Annotated in this window: 12 protein-coding genes and 5 pseudogenes; 10 read left to right on the forward strand and 7 right to left on the reverse strand. The window is 68.8% G+C overall.

Translation table 11 applies throughout. From position 1 onward, the window contains the following. Window positions 1-110 precede the first annotated feature (110 nt). The 5 genes from QQK48_RS00450 to QQK48_RS00465 all read left to right on the forward strand — a co-directional run bounded on the left by QQK48_RS00450 (window position 111) and on the right by QQK48_RS00465 (window position 3,026). On the forward strand, window positions 111-998 hold the full coding sequence (locus QQK48_RS00450) for a malto-oligosyltrehalose synthase (RefSeq protein ID WP_284327110.1): 888 nt from the start codon (window positions 111-113) through the stop codon (window positions 996-998). 86 nt (window positions 999-1,084) lie between these two features. After that, window positions 1,085-1,294: a hypothetical protein gene (locus QQK48_RS00455; RefSeq protein ID WP_284327111.1), complete on the forward strand. Its 210-nt coding sequence runs from the start codon at window positions 1,085-1,087 to the stop codon at window positions 1,292-1,294. Continuing rightward, window positions 1,291-1,728 carry a hypothetical protein gene (locus tag QQK48_RS18560; RefSeq protein ID WP_348523351.1) on the forward strand — a complete coding sequence of 146 codons (438 nt, stop codon included), beginning with the start codon at window positions 1,291-1,293 and terminating at the stop codon, window positions 1,726-1,728. Before QQK48_RS00455 ends, QQK48_RS18560 begins: the two co-directional genes overlap by 4 nt. After that, a complete protein-coding gene (locus QQK48_RS00460) occupies window positions 1,643-2,743 on the forward strand; it encodes an alpha-amylase family glycosyl hydrolase (protein ID WP_348523730.1) in 1,101 nt (366 codons plus the stop codon). The genes QQK48_RS18560 and QQK48_RS00460 overlap by 86 nt, the downstream gene beginning before the upstream one ends. Continuing rightward, window positions 2,730-3,026 (forward strand): hypothetical protein, encoded by a 297-nt coding sequence (locus QQK48_RS00465; protein ID WP_284329452.1) that lies wholly within the window; start codon window positions 2,730-2,732, stop codon window positions 3,024-3,026. The genes QQK48_RS00460 and QQK48_RS00465 overlap by 14 nt, the downstream gene beginning before the upstream one ends. Window positions 3,027-3,080: 54 nt before the next feature. Here the strand turns inward: QQK48_RS00465 and QQK48_RS00470 are convergent, their stop codons facing one another. Then, window positions 3,081-4,661 carry an MFS transporter gene (locus tag QQK48_RS00470; RefSeq protein ID WP_284327112.1) on the reverse strand — a complete coding sequence of 527 codons (1,581 nt, stop codon included), beginning with the start codon at window positions 4,659-4,661 and terminating at the stop codon, window positions 3,081-3,083. 255 nt (window positions 4,662-4,916) lie between these two features. Between QQK48_RS00470 and QQK48_RS00475 the strand changes: the two genes are divergently transcribed. After that, on the forward strand, window positions 4,917-5,180 hold the full coding sequence (locus tag QQK48_RS00475) for a MarR family winged helix-turn-helix transcriptional regulator (RefSeq protein WP_284327113.1): 264 nt from the start codon (window positions 4,917-4,919) through the stop codon (window positions 5,178-5,180). Between the two features lie 7 nt (window positions 5,181-5,187). Here the strand turns inward: QQK48_RS00475 and zapE are convergent. Together zapE and gndA are read right to left on the reverse strand one after the other, a co-directional pair. Next, window positions 5,188-6,164: pseudogene (gene zapE, locus QQK48_RS18565) on the reverse strand (cell division protein ZapE). Window positions 6,165-6,262: 98 nt separating this feature from the next. Continuing rightward, a pseudogene (gene gndA / locus QQK48_RS00490) lies at window positions 6,263-7,700 on the reverse strand (NADP-dependent phosphogluconate dehydrogenase). A 113-nt stretch (window positions 7,701-7,813) separates the two neighbouring features. On the opposite strand from gndA, the gene QQK48_RS00495 reads away from it, so the two are divergent. The 4 genes from QQK48_RS00495 to QQK48_RS18585 all read left to right on the forward strand — a co-directional run bounded on the left by QQK48_RS00495 (window position 7,814) and on the right by QQK48_RS18585 (window position 9,637). Then, window positions 7,814-8,374 carry a DUF3000 family protein gene (locus tag QQK48_RS00495; RefSeq protein ID WP_284327115.1) on the forward strand — a complete coding sequence of 187 codons (561 nt, stop codon included), beginning with the start codon at window positions 7,814-7,816 and terminating at the stop codon, window positions 8,372-8,374. Beyond that, the gene (locus QQK48_RS20850; RefSeq protein WP_431308257.1) at window positions 8,371-9,111 is read left to right on the forward strand and encodes a 3'-5' exonuclease family protein; all 741 of its coding nucleotides are present in this window, start codon (window positions 8,371-8,373) and stop codon (window positions 9,109-9,111) included. Before QQK48_RS00495 ends, QQK48_RS20850 begins: the two co-directional genes overlap by 4 nt. Next, entirely contained in the window at window positions 9,051-9,266 is a 216-nt protein-coding gene (locus tag QQK48_RS20855) for an HRDC domain-containing protein (RefSeq protein ID WP_431308386.1), read from the forward strand. Before QQK48_RS20850 ends, QQK48_RS20855 begins: the two co-directional genes overlap by 61 nt. 80 nt (window positions 9,267-9,346) lie before the next feature. Next, window positions 9,347-9,637, forward strand: a complete 291-nt coding sequence (locus tag QQK48_RS18585; protein WP_348523732.1) for a hypothetical protein — start codon at window positions 9,347-9,349, stop codon at window positions 9,635-9,637. A 136-nt stretch (window positions 9,638-9,773) separates the two neighbouring features. Here QQK48_RS18585 and dxs read toward each other — a convergent pair. The 4 genes and pseudogenes from dxs to QQK48_RS00515 all read right to left on the reverse strand — a co-directional run bounded on the left by dxs (window position 9,774) and on the right by QQK48_RS00515 (window position 14,817). Further along, a pseudogene (gene dxs / locus QQK48_RS00505) lies at window positions 9,774-11,647 on the reverse strand (1-deoxy-D-xylulose-5-phosphate synthase). Between the two features lie 101 nt (window positions 11,648-11,748). Beyond that, window positions 11,749-13,255 (reverse strand): annotated as a pseudogene (gene acnA / locus QQK48_RS20860) (aconitate hydratase AcnA); the annotation flags it as partial. A gap of 132 nt (window positions 13,256-13,387) precedes the next feature. After that, window positions 13,388-14,569: pseudogene (locus tag QQK48_RS20865) on the reverse strand (aconitate hydratase); the annotation flags it as partial. Window positions 14,570-14,643: 74 nt separating this feature from the next. Beyond that, on the reverse strand, window positions 14,644-14,817 hold the full coding sequence (locus QQK48_RS00515; protein ID WP_284327116.1) for a hypothetical protein: 174 nt from the start codon (window positions 14,815-14,817) through the stop codon (window positions 14,644-14,646). Between the last annotated feature and the right edge of the window lie 27 nt (window positions 14,818-14,844).

A 14,844-nucleotide genomic window follows, 5' to 3' on the forward strand; every position in this document is an offset into this window, starting at 1 on the left:
CTACGTCGTCGCAGGGGTGCCTCCGAAGCCCGCCTCGCTCGACGCCATCGATCACGCGGCAGACCTGGCCAGGGCTCAGGCTCGACCCCGAGCGGTTCGAGACCCTCGAGGTGGTCGTCGATCTCCTGAAGGGCGCGGAGGTCGGCTCCGCGGGGCGTACGGGCGACGCCAACCGCCGGGAACTGATCACCCGCTTCCAGCAAGCGTGCGGCGCCGTCATGGCGAAGGGCATCGAGGACACCGCGTACTACCGGTGGACTCACCTGCTGCCGCTGTGCGAGGTGGGTTCACCCGCGTCCCGGTTCGCGTTGCCCCCGGCGAACTTCCACGCCTGGGCCGACGAGCAGCAGGTGCAGTACCCGCACGGCATGACGTCGCTCACCACCCACGACACCAAGCGGTCCGAGGACGTCCGGGCGCGACTCTCGGTCCTGTCCGAGGCGGCCGAGGAATGGGATGCCCTGGTGACCCGCCTGCAGGCGGCGACCGCGGATCTGAAGCCCTCAAGCCTCGACGGCCGCACCGAGAATCTGTGGTGGCAGACCCTCGCGGGCACCTCCGACGAGCACTCCGTCATGGAATGGGACCGCCTCGAGGGCTATCTCATCAAGGCCATGCGTGAGGCGAAGACGCACACCACGTGGACCTCGGTAGACGAGAGCCTACGAGAACGCCGTGCTCTGGTTCGCGCAGGCCACCCATGCCGATCACACCGTGCGCTCGCTCCTTGCCGAATGGCACCAAGCGACGGCGGCCGGGGTGCGTGCCCACATCCTCGCGATGAAGGCTCATCCAGGCTCACGATGCCCGGCGTGCCGGACGTCTACCAGGGCACGGAGACCGTGGCGCCATCACTCGTCGACCCCGACAACCGACGCCCGGTGGACTTCGACGCGCTCGCCGACACACTCGAGCGCCTGCAGGGACATGCGAAGCCACGCGGCCTCGCGGAGGAAAAGGCTCCTCGTGACGTCGCGCACGCTCCAGGTGCGGCGTGAGCACCCCGAGGCGTTCACGGGTGACGGCTGCGGGTATGTGCCGCTGCCATCGTCGTCTGGCCACGCCGTGGTGTTCGCGAGGACCGATGGAGAACGACCCCAGGTCATCACAGCGGCGACACGCCTTGGCCTGGACCTCGACAAGGCTCGGCGGCTGGCGCGAACACACCGTCACCCTGCCCGAGGGACGCTGGCGAGATGCATTCACCCGCAAGTCGCTTGACGGAGGCACGGTCGAGTTGGCCACGCTTCTCGGTGGCCTCCCGGTCGCCCTGCTGGTGCGGGAGGACGCGTGATCGCGCGCGTATGGGCTCCCGACGCGGCGAGCGTGGGTCTCGTCATCGGTGCGGCCGATGCCCCGGCTCAGGAGTTGCAGCGCGGGGACGACGGCTGGTGGTCGGGCCCCGACCTGCCGCCGGGTACCGATTACGGCTACGTGGTCGACGGCGAAGGCCCCTGGCCCGATCCACGCTCCGCACGCCAGGTCGCGGGCGTCCACGGGCTCTCTCGCGTATTCGACGCCTCACGCTTTGCGTGGACCGATGCGTCCTGGAGCGGCATGGATGTCCTCGGCAAGGTCTTCTACGAGCCTCCACGTGGGTGCGTTCACCCCGCAGGGCACGCTCGACGCCGCCGCGGCCCAGTTGCCGTCGCTGCGGTCCATCGGTGTCGATGTCGTCGAGTTGATGCCCGTGGCGCCGTTCCCCGGCCGGCACGGCTGGGGCTATGACGGTGTGTCCCTGTACGCGGTCCACGAGGCCTACGGCGGCCCCGAAGCCCTTCAGCGCTTCGTCGACGCCGCGCATCGCGCCGGCCTCGCCGTCTGTCTCGACGTCGTCTACAACCACCTCGGCCCCGACGGCAACTACCTGTCCAAGTTTGGGCCGTACTTCACCGACGCTCACCACACTCCGTGGGGTTGGGCGGTCAACCTCGACCAGCCGAGCGCCGACGGCATGCGCCGGTACATCTGCGATAACGCGCTGCGGTGGTTCGAGGACTTCCACATCGACTGCCTGCGCCTCGATGCCGTCCACGAGCTCCGTGACGACTCGGAGCGCCACGTGCTCGCGCAGGCCAGTGACGAGACCGCGGAACTCAGCAACCGCATCGGCCGGCCGTTGTCACTGGTGGCCGAGTCGGACCTCAACGACGCCAGGATGGTCACCCCGACCGCCGAGGGCGGGCTCGGAATGACCGCGCAGTGGAACGATGACGTCCACCACGCGCTGCACGCGTACCTCACGGGTGAGCGGCATGGGTACTACGTCGACTTCGGCTCGCTCGAGACCCTCGACAAGGTCTACCGGGAGGTGTTCTGGCACAACGGCACCCACTCGCCGTTCCGCGGCAAGGCCTGGGGCGCCCCCGTGCCACCCGAGACCGACCGTCGGCGGTTCGTCGTGTGCGCCTCCAACCACGACCAGGTGGGCAACCGCGCCATCGGCGACCGGCCGGCATCGTCCCTGTCCCCCGGCGCCCAGGCCACGTCTCTCGCCGCGATCCTCTTGTCACCGTTTACGCCGATGCTGTTCATGGGCGAGGAATACGGCGAGACCAGGCCCTTCATGTTCTTCACCGACCACGACGAACCTCTGGGTTCCGCGGTGTCCGAGGGGCGCATGAGCGAGTTCGGGGGCCACGGCTGGGAAGAGCCTTTACGGCCGCGAGGTGCAGGTCCCCGACCCCCAGGACCGCGTCACGTTCCTGCGATCAAGGCTCGGAGACGGCGTGGGGGCCGATAGCGCCGGCCACCACGCCCTGCGGGCGTGGGTCTCGACCCTCATGGCATTGCGCGAGCGGGTAGAGCCGCGTGCGGCGTGGGACGCGCATCCCGCCGGCGCGAGCGAGTCGTCTCCTCAGGTGCTCACCCTGCACGGACCCGTCACCGTCCACGCGAACCTCTCCGACGCCGAGGCGGTGGTCTCCGACCGCGGCGCCGTGGTGGGGACCTTCGGAGACGTCACCGTCATCGACGGCGGACTCTCGCTGGCGCCCGACGCGGTGGCGCTGGTGGCCAGGGACTGATCCACCAGCGCCCCGGTCCGGCGGCGCCCCGGTCCGGCGGCGCCCCGACCCGCGTCAGCGGGTCAACGCGGGCTCCTCGGGCGCATCGGCCTGCTGCTTGGCGAGGCTCGTCGCCGCATCGGCGCGCTGGTTCGGGCCCAGCAATACGACGCCGGCGCCGACGAGGGCCGCCACCGCTCCGACGACGAAGCACAGGGTGAAGGCGCCCTCGGTGGGGACCGCGACGCCCGGAGCGAGTTCCATGGTGGACGAGGTGAGGATGACAGCCATGACTGCACCGGCGATGGTGGTACCCATGGATCGCATCAGGGAGTTCACTCCGACCGCCGAGGCCGCCTCGTGCTCGGGCACGTTATTCATCACGATGGTGGGCATCGCCGCGTAGCCAATGGCCACTCCCGTGGAGCACACCAGTGAGGCCACCATCAGTTGCCACGGAGCATCCATGAGTTGCGACGCGATCGCATACCCGGTGGCCAGGACGGCCGCGCCGAGCGCGAGCGTATTGCGTGCGCCCCATCGCGTGATGAGCGTGGCCGAAAGCGGCGAGAAGACGAGCATCATGAGGCCCGCTGGCGCCATCCAGAGGCCAGCCTGGAGGATGGTCTGATCGAGCCCATAGCCCGTGGCCGCGGGCATCTCAAGCAGGCGAGGCACCACGATGGACTGTGCCATCATGCCAAAGCCGATGAGCACCGCGCCGACGTTCGTCACGAGGACCGGGCGGCGCGCCGTCGTGCGGAGGTCAACGAGTGGCTGCGGCGTGCGCAGTTCGAAGACGCCCCACGCCAGCAGGACCACGATGCCGCCGCCGATCATGCCCAGGGTGGACGCCTCGGTCCAACCCCAGTCGTTGCCCTTCGAGATGCCCACCAGAAGCGAGACGAGACCCACGGCAAGTCCAGCCGCACCAGCCCAGTCCATGCGTCCCTCATGCGCGTCGCGCACGTGGGGAATGGCGGTGATCGTGAGCGCCAGCATCGCGGCCGCCAGGCCCGCGGACACCCAGAACAGGAGGTGCCAGTCGCTGCCCTGAGCGATCCACGCGGCAAGCGGCAGACCGATGGCCCCGCCCACACCGAGGGTCGCACTGACTCCCGCCACCGCCTGATTGCGCAGATGCGCGGGCGCGATCTCGCGCACCATCGCGATCGCGATGGGGATGTAGCCCATCGCGGCGCCCTGGAGGACGCGGCCGACGATCACGGGTCCGACCGTGTCCGACAGCGCCACGACGACGGAGCCCACCAGCAACAGCACTCCAGAGGCCACCATCACGGGCTTCTTGCCGATGAGGTCGGCGAGTCGTCCGGCGACGGGCATGGTGACGCCGGCGGCGAGCAGCGTGGCCGTCACCACCCAGGAGGTGTTGCTGGCCGTGGTACCCAGGAGCTCAGGAAGTTCGGCCTGAATGGGGATCACGAGCGACTGCATGAGCGCCGCGCTCAGGCTCGAGAAGCCCAGGGCGACGATGGCAAAGATCGCCTTCTTGCCGTGGAGCGTCGGTACGCCTGCTGTGGTGGACATGTGACCTCGATTCGTCGCGGCGTCGGAGCGTGCCGCGGACGGCCAGGGGCGCCGCACCGTTGCGATGAGTGGGACCAAGGTCCCGATGACTATGTAGGTTACATACATATACCCTCGGATACAGTGGTGTCCACTTCACCGGCCACACCTGAGGAGCCTACCCATGAGCCGAGGCGCGCACATCGGCACCGCCCCCGAACGCACGATGGCGGGCCTGCTCGCCCGCGTGGAACGGACCCGGCACGTCCTCGAACAGCGCGTGACGGTCGGCACCGCCGACATGCGGCTGCTGTGGCTGCTGTCTGACGGCGACGCCCGAACCATGCGCCAGATCTGTGACGCACTGAAGCCGAGCAGTCGACCGTGCACCGCCAGGTGGCCAACGCCGAGAAGGAAGGCTTCGTTTCCAGGCATAGGGCCGCGGGCTCCACCGCGTGGGTTGTCACGGCCACCGACACCGGTCGCGCAGCGTTCGAGCGCGCCCTGACGAGCGCCATGGCGGTCACCGGCGCAGGTCTCGCGGTCCTCGAACCCGACGAGCAGGAGGCGCTGCTCGACCTGCTCGGCCGATTCCTCGACGCCTACACCGAGGCCGTCACCGGCGACCCGGCGCCCACCGCGCCATAGGACGGGGCTACTCCCCCGCGACCATCGCCAGCATGCGACTCAGCGCGCGGTAGTACTTCTTGCGGTACCCGCCGCGCAGCATGTCCTTGGTGAAGACGTCACCCAGCGAATGGCCCGATGCAACGATGCGGACGTCACGGTCGTACAGGCGGTCCACCAGCGAGACGAGGCGCAGGGCTTGAGCCTGATCCGTCAGCGGCGCCACCCCCTCAGCCCCAGGACGCGCACGCCCTCCACGTAGGCGCCCAGCCGGCTCGGGTGAACGTGGCTGAGGTCTGCCATCAGCGCCGACCATTCCTCGCAGGCACCCCCTCGACCGCGCTCGTGGCCAGCACCTCGTCGGCTCGGGCCGGTGGCGGGAACGTCAGGTCACCCCGGCCCCGGTAATCAGGGCCGTCAATCGTGATGACGTCAAACACGCTCGCAACGGCCTGAATCTCCCGCTGAAAGTCGTCTGCGGCGAATCGGCCCTGGCCCAGCGAGCCCGGCAACGTGTTGGATGTGGCAGCGAGCGCCACCCCAGCATCGGCCAACTCCCTCATCAGGCGAGCCATGAGCACCGTGTCGCCAGGATCATCAAGTTCGAATTCGTCGATACACACCACGGCGAACTCCTGCAGCGCCCGCCGGGTGCCCTGGAAGCCCAACGCGCCCACGAGCCTGGGTGTACTCCACGAACGTTCCGAAGGCCGCACGGTGCCCGACCTCATGCGCGAGCGCGGCAATGAGGTGAGTCTTGCCCACCCCGAACCCACCGTCGAGGTAGATGCCCCGGCCGGCACTCGAACGACGCAGCAGGCCGCGCCGGCCCACGCCCTTGGCGAACGTACGGACTGCATCGACGGCGTCCCGCTGGCTGGGGTAGGCGGCATCTGGCCGGTAGGAATCGAAGGAGGCCCCCGCGAAGTGGGGCGGCGGGACGAGGGCGGCGATCAGAGCGTCGGGCTCGACATGGGGCCTGCGTCCGACGAGTCGGGCGGTCATGCCTCACACCCTAGAGGTCGAGAGCCTACCCTTCCGTGCCAGGAAACACGAAACCCCGGCCACCGTGACGGTGACCGGGGCTATCGCTGAGCGGTGGCTTACGCCTCGACCTCGGAGCGGTCGCCGCCCCACAGGGTATGGAACGTGCCCTCGGAGTCGATGCGCTTGTAGGTGTGGGCACCGAAGAAGTCACGCTGGCCCTGGATCAGAGCCGCGGGAAGACGCTCGGCACGCAGCGAGTCGTAGTACGACAGCGACGACGAGAACGCGGGCGCGGGGACGCCTGCAAGCGCGGCCTGCGAGACCACGCGACGCCACGCGGACACGCCGTTCGCGACGGCACCAGCGAAGTAGTCGTCCACCAGCAGCGACGCGAGCGAGTCGTTGCGCTCGTACGCCTCGGTGATGCGGTCAAGGAAGCGGGCGCGAATGATGCAGCCCTCGCGCCAGATCTTCGCCATCTCGCCGCGCTTGATGCCCCAGCCGTACTCCTCCGAGGCGGCCTGGATCTGGTCGAAGCCCTGTGCGTAGGCGACCACCTTGGACGCGTACAGCGCGAGGCGCACGTCCTCGATGAAGCCCTTGCGGTCCTTGATGTGGAAGTCACCAGCGTTGCCTGCGAGGACGCCGCGGGCGGCCTCGCGCTGGGCGGTCTGCGACGAGATGGCACGGGCGAACGTCGCCTCGGCGATACCCGTGACCGGGGCGCCAAGGTCGAGCGCCGACTGCACCGTCCAGCGGCCCGTGCCCTTCTGGCCCGCCTCGTCGACGATCACGTCGACCAGCGCCTTGCCGGTCTTCGCGTCGATCTGCTTGAGGACGTTGGCCGTCACATCGATGAGGAACGAGTCGAGGTCACCGGTGTTCCACTCGGCGAAGATGTCGCCGATCTCCGCCGGGGTGAGGTTCAGGCCCGCGCGAAGCAGGTGGTAGGCCTCGCCGATGAGCCTGCATGTCGGCGTACTCGATGCCGTTGTGGACCATCTTGACGAAGTGGCCAGCGCCATCGGGACCCACGTGCACGCAGCATGGGGTGCCGTCCTCCGCCTTCGCGGCGATCTTCTCGAGGATGGGGCCGAGTGTCGCGTAGGACTCCGCGGGACCGCCAGGCATGATCGAGGGGCCTAGCAGGGCGCCCTCCTCACCGCCGGAGACGCCGGCGCCCACAAAGTGGAGACCCTTCTCCTTGAGCGCGGCCTCGCGACGGCGAGTGTCAGGGAAGTGTGCGTTGCCGGCGTCGACGATGATGTCGCCCTCCTCCAGCAGCGGGGTCAGCGCGTCGATCACGGCGTCCGTGGGACCGCCTGCCTGCACCATGATGACGACGGTGCGGGGCTTCGCGAGAGCCTCGACAAAGTCCTCCAGGGTCTCGCAACCGATGAACTCACCCTCGGAGCCGTGCTCCTCGATGAGCGAGTGCATCTTCTGAGGCGAGCGGTTGTGCACCGCCACCGTGAAGCCGTTGCGCGCGAAGTTGCGGGCGAGGTTGCGCCCCATCACCGCGAGTCCTGTCACACCGATCTGGGCCTGCGCCATGTGTCCGTCCTTTGAATGTTCGGGGATTGAGGTCGGTACCGCGCTCCAGCCTAGTGGCCCTGCGTCGCGTGGCGAACCGGGGCGTAGGGACCCACGCCCCTACGCTCAACGGTATGGCCCAGGACTTCGAGCAGGCGCCGCCGGACTTTCGTGCGGCGCTCACGTCGCTCGCGTCCGCGCGTACCCGCTCGGATGTGGTGCTCACCGAGGCGCCGGCACCAGGACGCATCGCGCCGTATGCCGTCGCCATTAGTGGCGAACTTCATGCGGACGATGCTCACGCCAGCGGCCGTTTTGTGCTGCTGCACGACCCCGCCGGGCATGACGCATGGGACGGCCGTTTTCGGGTGGTCGCGCTCGTCAAGGCTCAGGTGGAGCCCGAGGTCGGCGCCGATGAAATGTGGGCCGACGTGGCCTGGTCATGGCTCGAGGAGTCCCTTGAGGGCGCCCCGCACCGCGCGCGAGGAGGCACCGTCACCAAGGTGACGAACAGGCTCCTACGGCGAGCCTTGCGGAGCGCCCGAGCGAGGTGCACGTCGGTGAGGGTGTCCTGGACTCCCCTCGACAACAACATGGAGCCACACGTGCAGGCGTGGACTGACCTCCTCGCCACGTGCGCGGGTGTGCCTCCCCTTCCTGAAGGAGTAACGATGCTGCCGGGACGCCACGCATGAGCGACGCGCCCACCGAGCCGGAGGCGGCCCCCGCCATCCCCCTCACCGAACCCGCTGGCGGAGTGCCGCAGGTCATCACCACCCCCGAGGGTCTGCGGCGTATGGCCGATGCCTTCGCCGCAGGGACCGGCCCCATCGCCGCCGATGCCGAGCGCGCCTCGGGCTTCCGCTATGGACAGGCGACCTACCTCGCACAGTTCAAGCGCGCCGGCGCCGGCATCGCGCTGGTCGATACGGCCGCGCTGCCCGATCTCTCGTCGCTGAACCAGGCGTTCGGCGACGCCGAGTGGGTGTTCCACGCTGCAAGCCAGGACCTCCCGGGCATGCACGACCTGGGGCTGACACCCGCATCGGTGTTCGACACCGAGCTCGCGGCGCGCCTGCTGGGCTGGCCCAAGGTGGGCCTCGCGGCCGTCGTGGAGCGCGAGCCTGGGGCTTGCGCTCGCCAAGGAGCACTCGGCCCAGGACTGGTCCACCCGTCCCCTGCCCCACGACTGGCTGGTTTATGCGGCCCTCGACGTCGAGGTGTTGCTCGAGCCTGCGTGAGGCGATGCTCGGTCACCTCGAGGCCGCGGGAAAGCTCGACTGGGCGCGAGAGGAGTTCGAGGCGGTGCGGCTCGCTCCCCCGCCCCCGCCGCGGGTCGAGCCGTGGCGACGGACGTCCGGGTCGCACCAGATCCGCGATCAGCGCGGGCTCGGCGTCGTTCGGGCACTCTGGGAGGAGCGCGACAAAGTAGCGCAGCAGCGCGACACGTCGCCTGGCCGCGTCCTGCGCGATGCGGCGATCGTGGCGGCAGACAGGCCAAGCCTGCGTCGCTTGCGGCGCTGCTCCAGGTGCGCGAATGGCAGTCCCGCGGCACCAAGCGCGCCGCGCCCCGGTGGTATCCCGTGATCGAGAAGGCGCTGCGCCTGCCGGAGACGGCGCTGCCATCCAAGCGAGGACCCCGTGGCGACGGACCGCCTCAGCCACGCATGTGGAAGGACAAGCGTCCGGAAGCGGCCGCGCGTCTCGACGTGGCACGTCCGCGCATCGGCGCCCTGGCCGAGCGACTGGAGATGCCAGCCGAGAACCTCCTGCAGCCCGACGCGATGCGGCGTGCCTGCTGGGAGCACCGAGGTGGAGGCGAGGACGAGATTCGAGCCCTCCTGGCGTCGCGGGATGCGCGCCAGTGGCAGATCGACCTCACCGCGCCCCTGCTCGCGGAGGCATTCGCGGACGCCGAGGCATCAGCAGTCGATGAGGCCCCAGCAAATCCCTCGTAGTCCCGTCCGTTTGGCCCACTGATGTGACTTGTGTGACGGGAGTGGCTCATGGGATCGCCGCTCCCGTCACACGCTGCACATGCGTACCTACCGGGGGCCAAACGGAAACGGAATCGCCGCGGCGGCGAGAGGTCCGTCAGTCGAGCGCGGCGATCACCGCATCTGCGAGCGCCGACGCGTCGAGGCCCACCTGCTCCACGATCTGCGCCCGCGACGCATGCTCGAGGAACTCGCGCGGCACGCCGTGATGGCTCCACGAGGCCGTCAGACCCAGCATCCGGGCGTACTCCGCCCATTCCTGGCCCAGGCCCGCATCCACGAGGCCGTCCTCGACGGTCACGATGAGCCTCGGCGTCTCCGATGAGAGCGTCAAGTCCGTCGGGCACGGGATGCACCCAGGTCGCCGTCGCTGCCACCACGCCGACGCCCTCGGCAGCGATCTTCGCGGCCGTGTCGATCGCGGTGGTCGCCATCGAGCCGAGCCCGAGGACCACGACCCGTGGCTGGGAACTGTGCTCGGCGAGCACGTCGAGATCGCCCACGGACCGTAGCGCCGGCAGGTCTTCACCCACCGGGCCCTTCGGGTAGCGCACCACGGTGGGCGCGTCGTCGACATCGACAGCCTCGCGGAACGCCTGCCGCAACGTGGAAGCGTCGCGCGGCGCCGCCAGGCGCAGTCCCGGGACGTGACGCAGCAGCGCCATGTCCCACATGCCGTTGTGGCTGGGGCCGTCGTCGCCGGTGATCCCCGCCCTATCGAGCATGAACGTCACGCCAGCGCCGTGCAGCGCCACGTCCATGAGGACCTGGTCGAACGCCCGGTTCAGGAAGGTGGCGTAGACGGCGAAGACCGGGTGCATGCCCGCGAAGGCGAGCCCGGCGGCCGAGGTCACGGCGTGCTGCTCGGCGATGCCGACGTCGATGACTCGGTCGGGGAACTCATCGGCCATCGGCTGGAGCCCCACGGGCGCGAGCATGGCGGCCGTGAGCGCCACCACGTCATCGCGTTCGCGCGCCACCGCCACGATCTCCTCGGCGAACACTGAGGTCCAGCCGAAGCGCGAGGGCTTCACCGGAAGGCCCGTCTCGGGGTGGATCACGCCGACCGCGTGGAAGCGATCCGCGACGTCCTCCTCCGCCGGGGTGTAGCCACGCCCCTTCTCGGTGAGCACGTGAACGATGACAGGTCCCCCGAAGGACTTGGCGTGCGTCAGGGCGGCCTCGACCTGAGCCAGATCATGCCCATCCACGGGGCCCACGTACTTGAGTCCCAGATCCTCAAACATGCCCGGCTCGGTGATGAGGCCCTTCACGGCACGCTTGCCGTGCATCACGGTCTGGTAGGTGAAGTTGCGCGCCCAGCCGCGTCCCTGGAAGTTGCGCTTGCCCCATCCCAGGAACTGTTCGTAGCGAGGATCGGTGCGAATGCCGTCGAGGCGGCGCGCCAGGCCGCCGATGGTCGGAGCGTACGAGCGGCCATTGTCGTTGACGACGATCACCACACGGTCGCGTGAGGCGGCCACCGAGTTCAGGGCCTCCCACGCCATCCCGCCCGTCAGCGCGCCGTCGCCGATCACCGCCACGGCGGTGCGGTCCGTCTCGCCCCGCAGCGCGTAGCCACGGCCGATGCCTGCGGCCCACGAGACCGCGGTGGAGGCGTGGGAGTTCTCCACGATGTCGTGTTCCGACTCGGAACGCTGCGGATATCCGGCGAGGCCGCCACGACTGCGGAGCCTCGGAGAAGTCACGGCGCCCGGTGAGGAGCCTTGTGAACGTACGACTGATGCCCGGTGTCGAAGACGATGCTGTCGTGCGGAGAGTCGAACACCCGGTGGAGTCCGATGGTCAGTTCGACCACGCCAAGGTTGGGTCCCAGGTGTCCACCCGTGAGCGACACCGATGACACCAAGTAGTCCCGGATCTCCTGCGCCAGGCTCCCCGAGCCTCGTCCCGCGTCAGTCCGTCGAGATCACGCGGCGACTCGATGCGCTCCAGCACGCATTCCTCCATTCATCAGGTAGACGTCCACTGTACGGTGCCCGCCACTCATACGACGACGCGCCGACCCCGCACAAGATGCGGAGCCGGCGCGTGAGGTCGGTCAGGCGTTGTCAGGCAGAGACGAGCGAGCGGAGCACGTACTGCAGGATGCCGCCGTTGCGGAAGTAGTCCGCCTCACCGGGGGTGTCGACACGAACGATCGCATCGAACGACACCACGGAGCCGTCGCCCTTGGTGGCCTTCACCGGGAGGGTCTTGGGGTGCTCCCCTCCGAGAACGCGGCCACGCCGACGATGTCGAAGCTCTCCGTGCCATCGAGGCCAAGCGATGCAGCCGATTCGCCCGCGGGGAACTGCAGCGGAAGCACACCCATTCCGATGAGGTTGGAGCGGTGAATGCGCTCGAACGACTCGGTAATGACGGCACGCACTCCCAGCAGGCTGGTGCCCTTGGCGGCCCAGTCACGCGACGATCCGGAGCCGTACTCCTTGCCACCGAGCACCACCAGCGGGGTGCCTGCGGCCGCGTAGTCCTGCGCGGCGTCGTAGATCGTGTCCTGCTCACCCTTGATGAAGTTGAAGGTGAAGCCGCCCTCAACGCCGTCGAGCAGCAAGTTCTTCAGGCGAATGTTCGCGAAGGTGCCACGAATCATCACCTCGTGGTTGCCACGGCGCGAGCCGTAGGAGTTGAAGTCGCGACGCTCGACGCCGTGCTGGGCGAGATACACACCGGCAGGGCTGTCGGGCTTGATCGCACCGGCGGGCGAGATGTGGTCGGTGGTGACCGAGTCGCCCAGCAGTGCGAGGACGCGTGCACCGGTGATGTCCTCGACGGGCTCCGGCTCGGCGCCCATACCCTCGAAGTACGGGGGCTTGCGCACGTAGGTGGAGTCGTCGGCCCATTCAAAGGTCTTGCCGGCGGGCGTGGGCGCTGCTGCCACCGCGAGTCGCCCGCGAAGACGTCGGCGTAGTCCTTGGCGAACATGTCCTCGGTGATCGACGAACCGACGATCTCCTCGACCTCGGCGGCCGAGGGCCAGATGTCCCGCAGGAACACGTCGTTGCCGTCGGAGTCCTGGCCCAGCGGGTCGGCCTCGAAGTCGTGGTCCATGGTGCCTGCCAGCGCGTAGGCGATGACGAGCGGCGGCGACGCGAGGTAGTTCATCTTCACGTCGGGGTTGATGCGTCCCTCGAAGTTGCGGTTGCCGGACAGGACAGAGACGACCGCGAGGTCGTTGTCGTTGACCGCCTGCGAGACCTCCTCGGGCAGTGGGCCTGAGTTACCGATGCACGTGGTGCAGCCGTAGCCGACCAGGTGGTAGCCCAGCGCCTCGAGGTCGGGCCAGAGCCCTGCCTTCTCGTAGTAGTCGGTGACGACCTTCGAGCCCGGTGCCATGGAGGTCTTGACCCACGGCTTGACGTTCAGGCCACGCTCGTTCGCATTGCGCGCGAGGAGCGCGGCGGCGAGCATCACCGAGGGGTTCGACGTGTTAGTGCACGAGGTGATCGACGCGATCACCACAGCGCCGTGGTCGAGCGCGGTCTCGGTGCCGTCGGCCATCGTGAGCGGTACGTGCTTGTGCGGGCGACGCTTGGCGATCTCGGAGGCTCGTCTCGCGAGGCTCGGGCGCGTCCCCCGCGTGAGCCTCGGCCGCGATCGGGTCGGACGCGGGAAAGGTCTCCTCGACTGACTCGTCGAGACCGCGGGACTCGGAGGCCTCGTGGTCCACGTAGTTGAGGATGGCCTGCGAGAAGGACGCCTTGGCATCGGTCAGGCTCGATGCGGTCCTGGGGGCGCTTGGGGCCCGCGATGGACGGCACCACGGTCGACAGGTCGAGCCTCGAGGTACTCGGAGAACACCGGCTCGATGTACCCGTCGGCCGACGGGTCGTGCCACATGCCCTGTTCCTTGCAGTACGCCTCGACCAGCTTCACCTGGTCCTCGGAGCGCCCGGTGAGCCTTGAGGTAGTCGATGGTGACGCCGTCGATCGGGAAGATCGCTGCGGTCGAGCCGAACTCGGGCGACATGTTGCCGATCGTGGCGCGGTTGGCCAGCGGCACCGCACCCACACCCTCGCCGTAGAACTCCACGAACTTGCCCACCACACCGTGCTCGCGCAGCATCTGGGTGATGGTGAGCACCACGTCGGTGGCGGTCGCGCCTGCGGGGATCGCGCCGGTGAGCCTTGAAGCCGACCACACGGGGAATCAGCATCGACACGGGCTGGCCCAGCATCGCTGCCTCGGCCTCGATGCCGCCGACGCCCCAGCCGAGCACGCCAAGCCCGTTGATCATGGTGGTGTGCGAGTCGGTGCCGACGCACGAGTCGGGGTACGCCTGGGTCACGCCTGCGGCGTCCTTGGTCATCACGCCGCGCGCGAGGTACTCCAGGTTGACCTGGTGGACGATACCCGTGCCCGGGGGCACCACCTTGAAGTTGTCGAAGGCCGTCTGGCCCCAGCGCAGGAACTGGTAGCGCTCACGGTTGCGCTCGTACTCGAGGTCCGTGTTGCGCTCCAGCGCGTCCTTGCGTCCGAAGACGTCGATCACGACGGAGTGGTCGATGACCATCTCTGCGGGGGCAAGCGGGTTGATGACCGACGGGTCGCCGCCAAGTTCCGCAACGGCCTCACGCATGGTGGCGAGGTCGACGACGCAGGGCACACCGGTGAAGTCCTGCATCACCACGCGCGCGGGGGTGAACTGGATCTCGGTGTCCGGCATGGCCTGGGGGTCCCAGGTGGCGAGGGCGTTGACGTGCTCGGCGGTGATGTTGGCGCCGTCTTCGGTGCGCAGCAGCGCCTCGGCGAGGACCTTGAGCGAGAACGGGAGCCTTCTCCAGACCGGGGACTGCCCCGAGCCGGTAGATCTCGTAGGACTTCCCGTCCACGTCCAGCGTGGCCTTGGATCCCAGCGTGTTCTCGCTCATGCACAAACCTCCCATGGTTCTTGTCCGCGGCCCATCCTATCGGCCACGACGCACATGGTTGACCCTTGGCGCGGTCAACGGGAGGTAAAGGTCGCGACCGTCTCCACGTGGTGGGTCATGGGGAAGAGGTCATGCGCCTGGGCGTCGACGAGGTCGTAGCCGCGCTCGGCGAGTAAGGCGGTGTCGCGCGCCAGCGCCACAGGGTCGCAGGCCACGTACACGAGCCGCGATGCACCGCTGGCTGCCACCGCGTCCAGCGTGGCCTTGCCTGCACC

This window comes from Demequina litorisediminis (assembly GCF_030161615.1).
GTDB classification, from domain to species: domain Bacteria; phylum Actinomycetota; class Actinomycetes; order Actinomycetales; family Demequinaceae; genus Demequina; species Demequina litorisediminis.

What these genes read in the sequence shown, in the direction of transcription:
- QQK48_RS20850 (WP_431308257.1), top strand. Translation starts at nt 8,371, where the DNA reads ATGAGCGACGCGCCCACCGAGCCGGAGGCGGCCCCCGCCATCCCCCTC.
- QQK48_RS00470 (WP_284327112.1), bottom strand. Translation starts at nt 4,661, where the DNA reads ATGTATGTAACCTACATAGTCATCGGGACCTTGGTCCCACTCATCGCA.
- QQK48_RS00495 (WP_284327115.1), top strand. Translation starts at nt 7,814, where the DNA reads ATGGCCCAGGACTTCGAGCAGGCGCCGCCGGACTTTCGTGCGGCGCTC.
- QQK48_RS00455 (WP_284327111.1), top strand. Translation starts at nt 1,085, where the DNA reads ATGGAGAACGACCCCAGGTCATCACAGCGGCGACACGCCTTGGCCTGG.
- QQK48_RS18585 (WP_348523732.1), top strand. Translation starts at nt 9,347, where the DNA reads ATGTGGAAGGACAAGCGTCCGGAAGCGGCCGCGCGTCTCGACGTGGCA.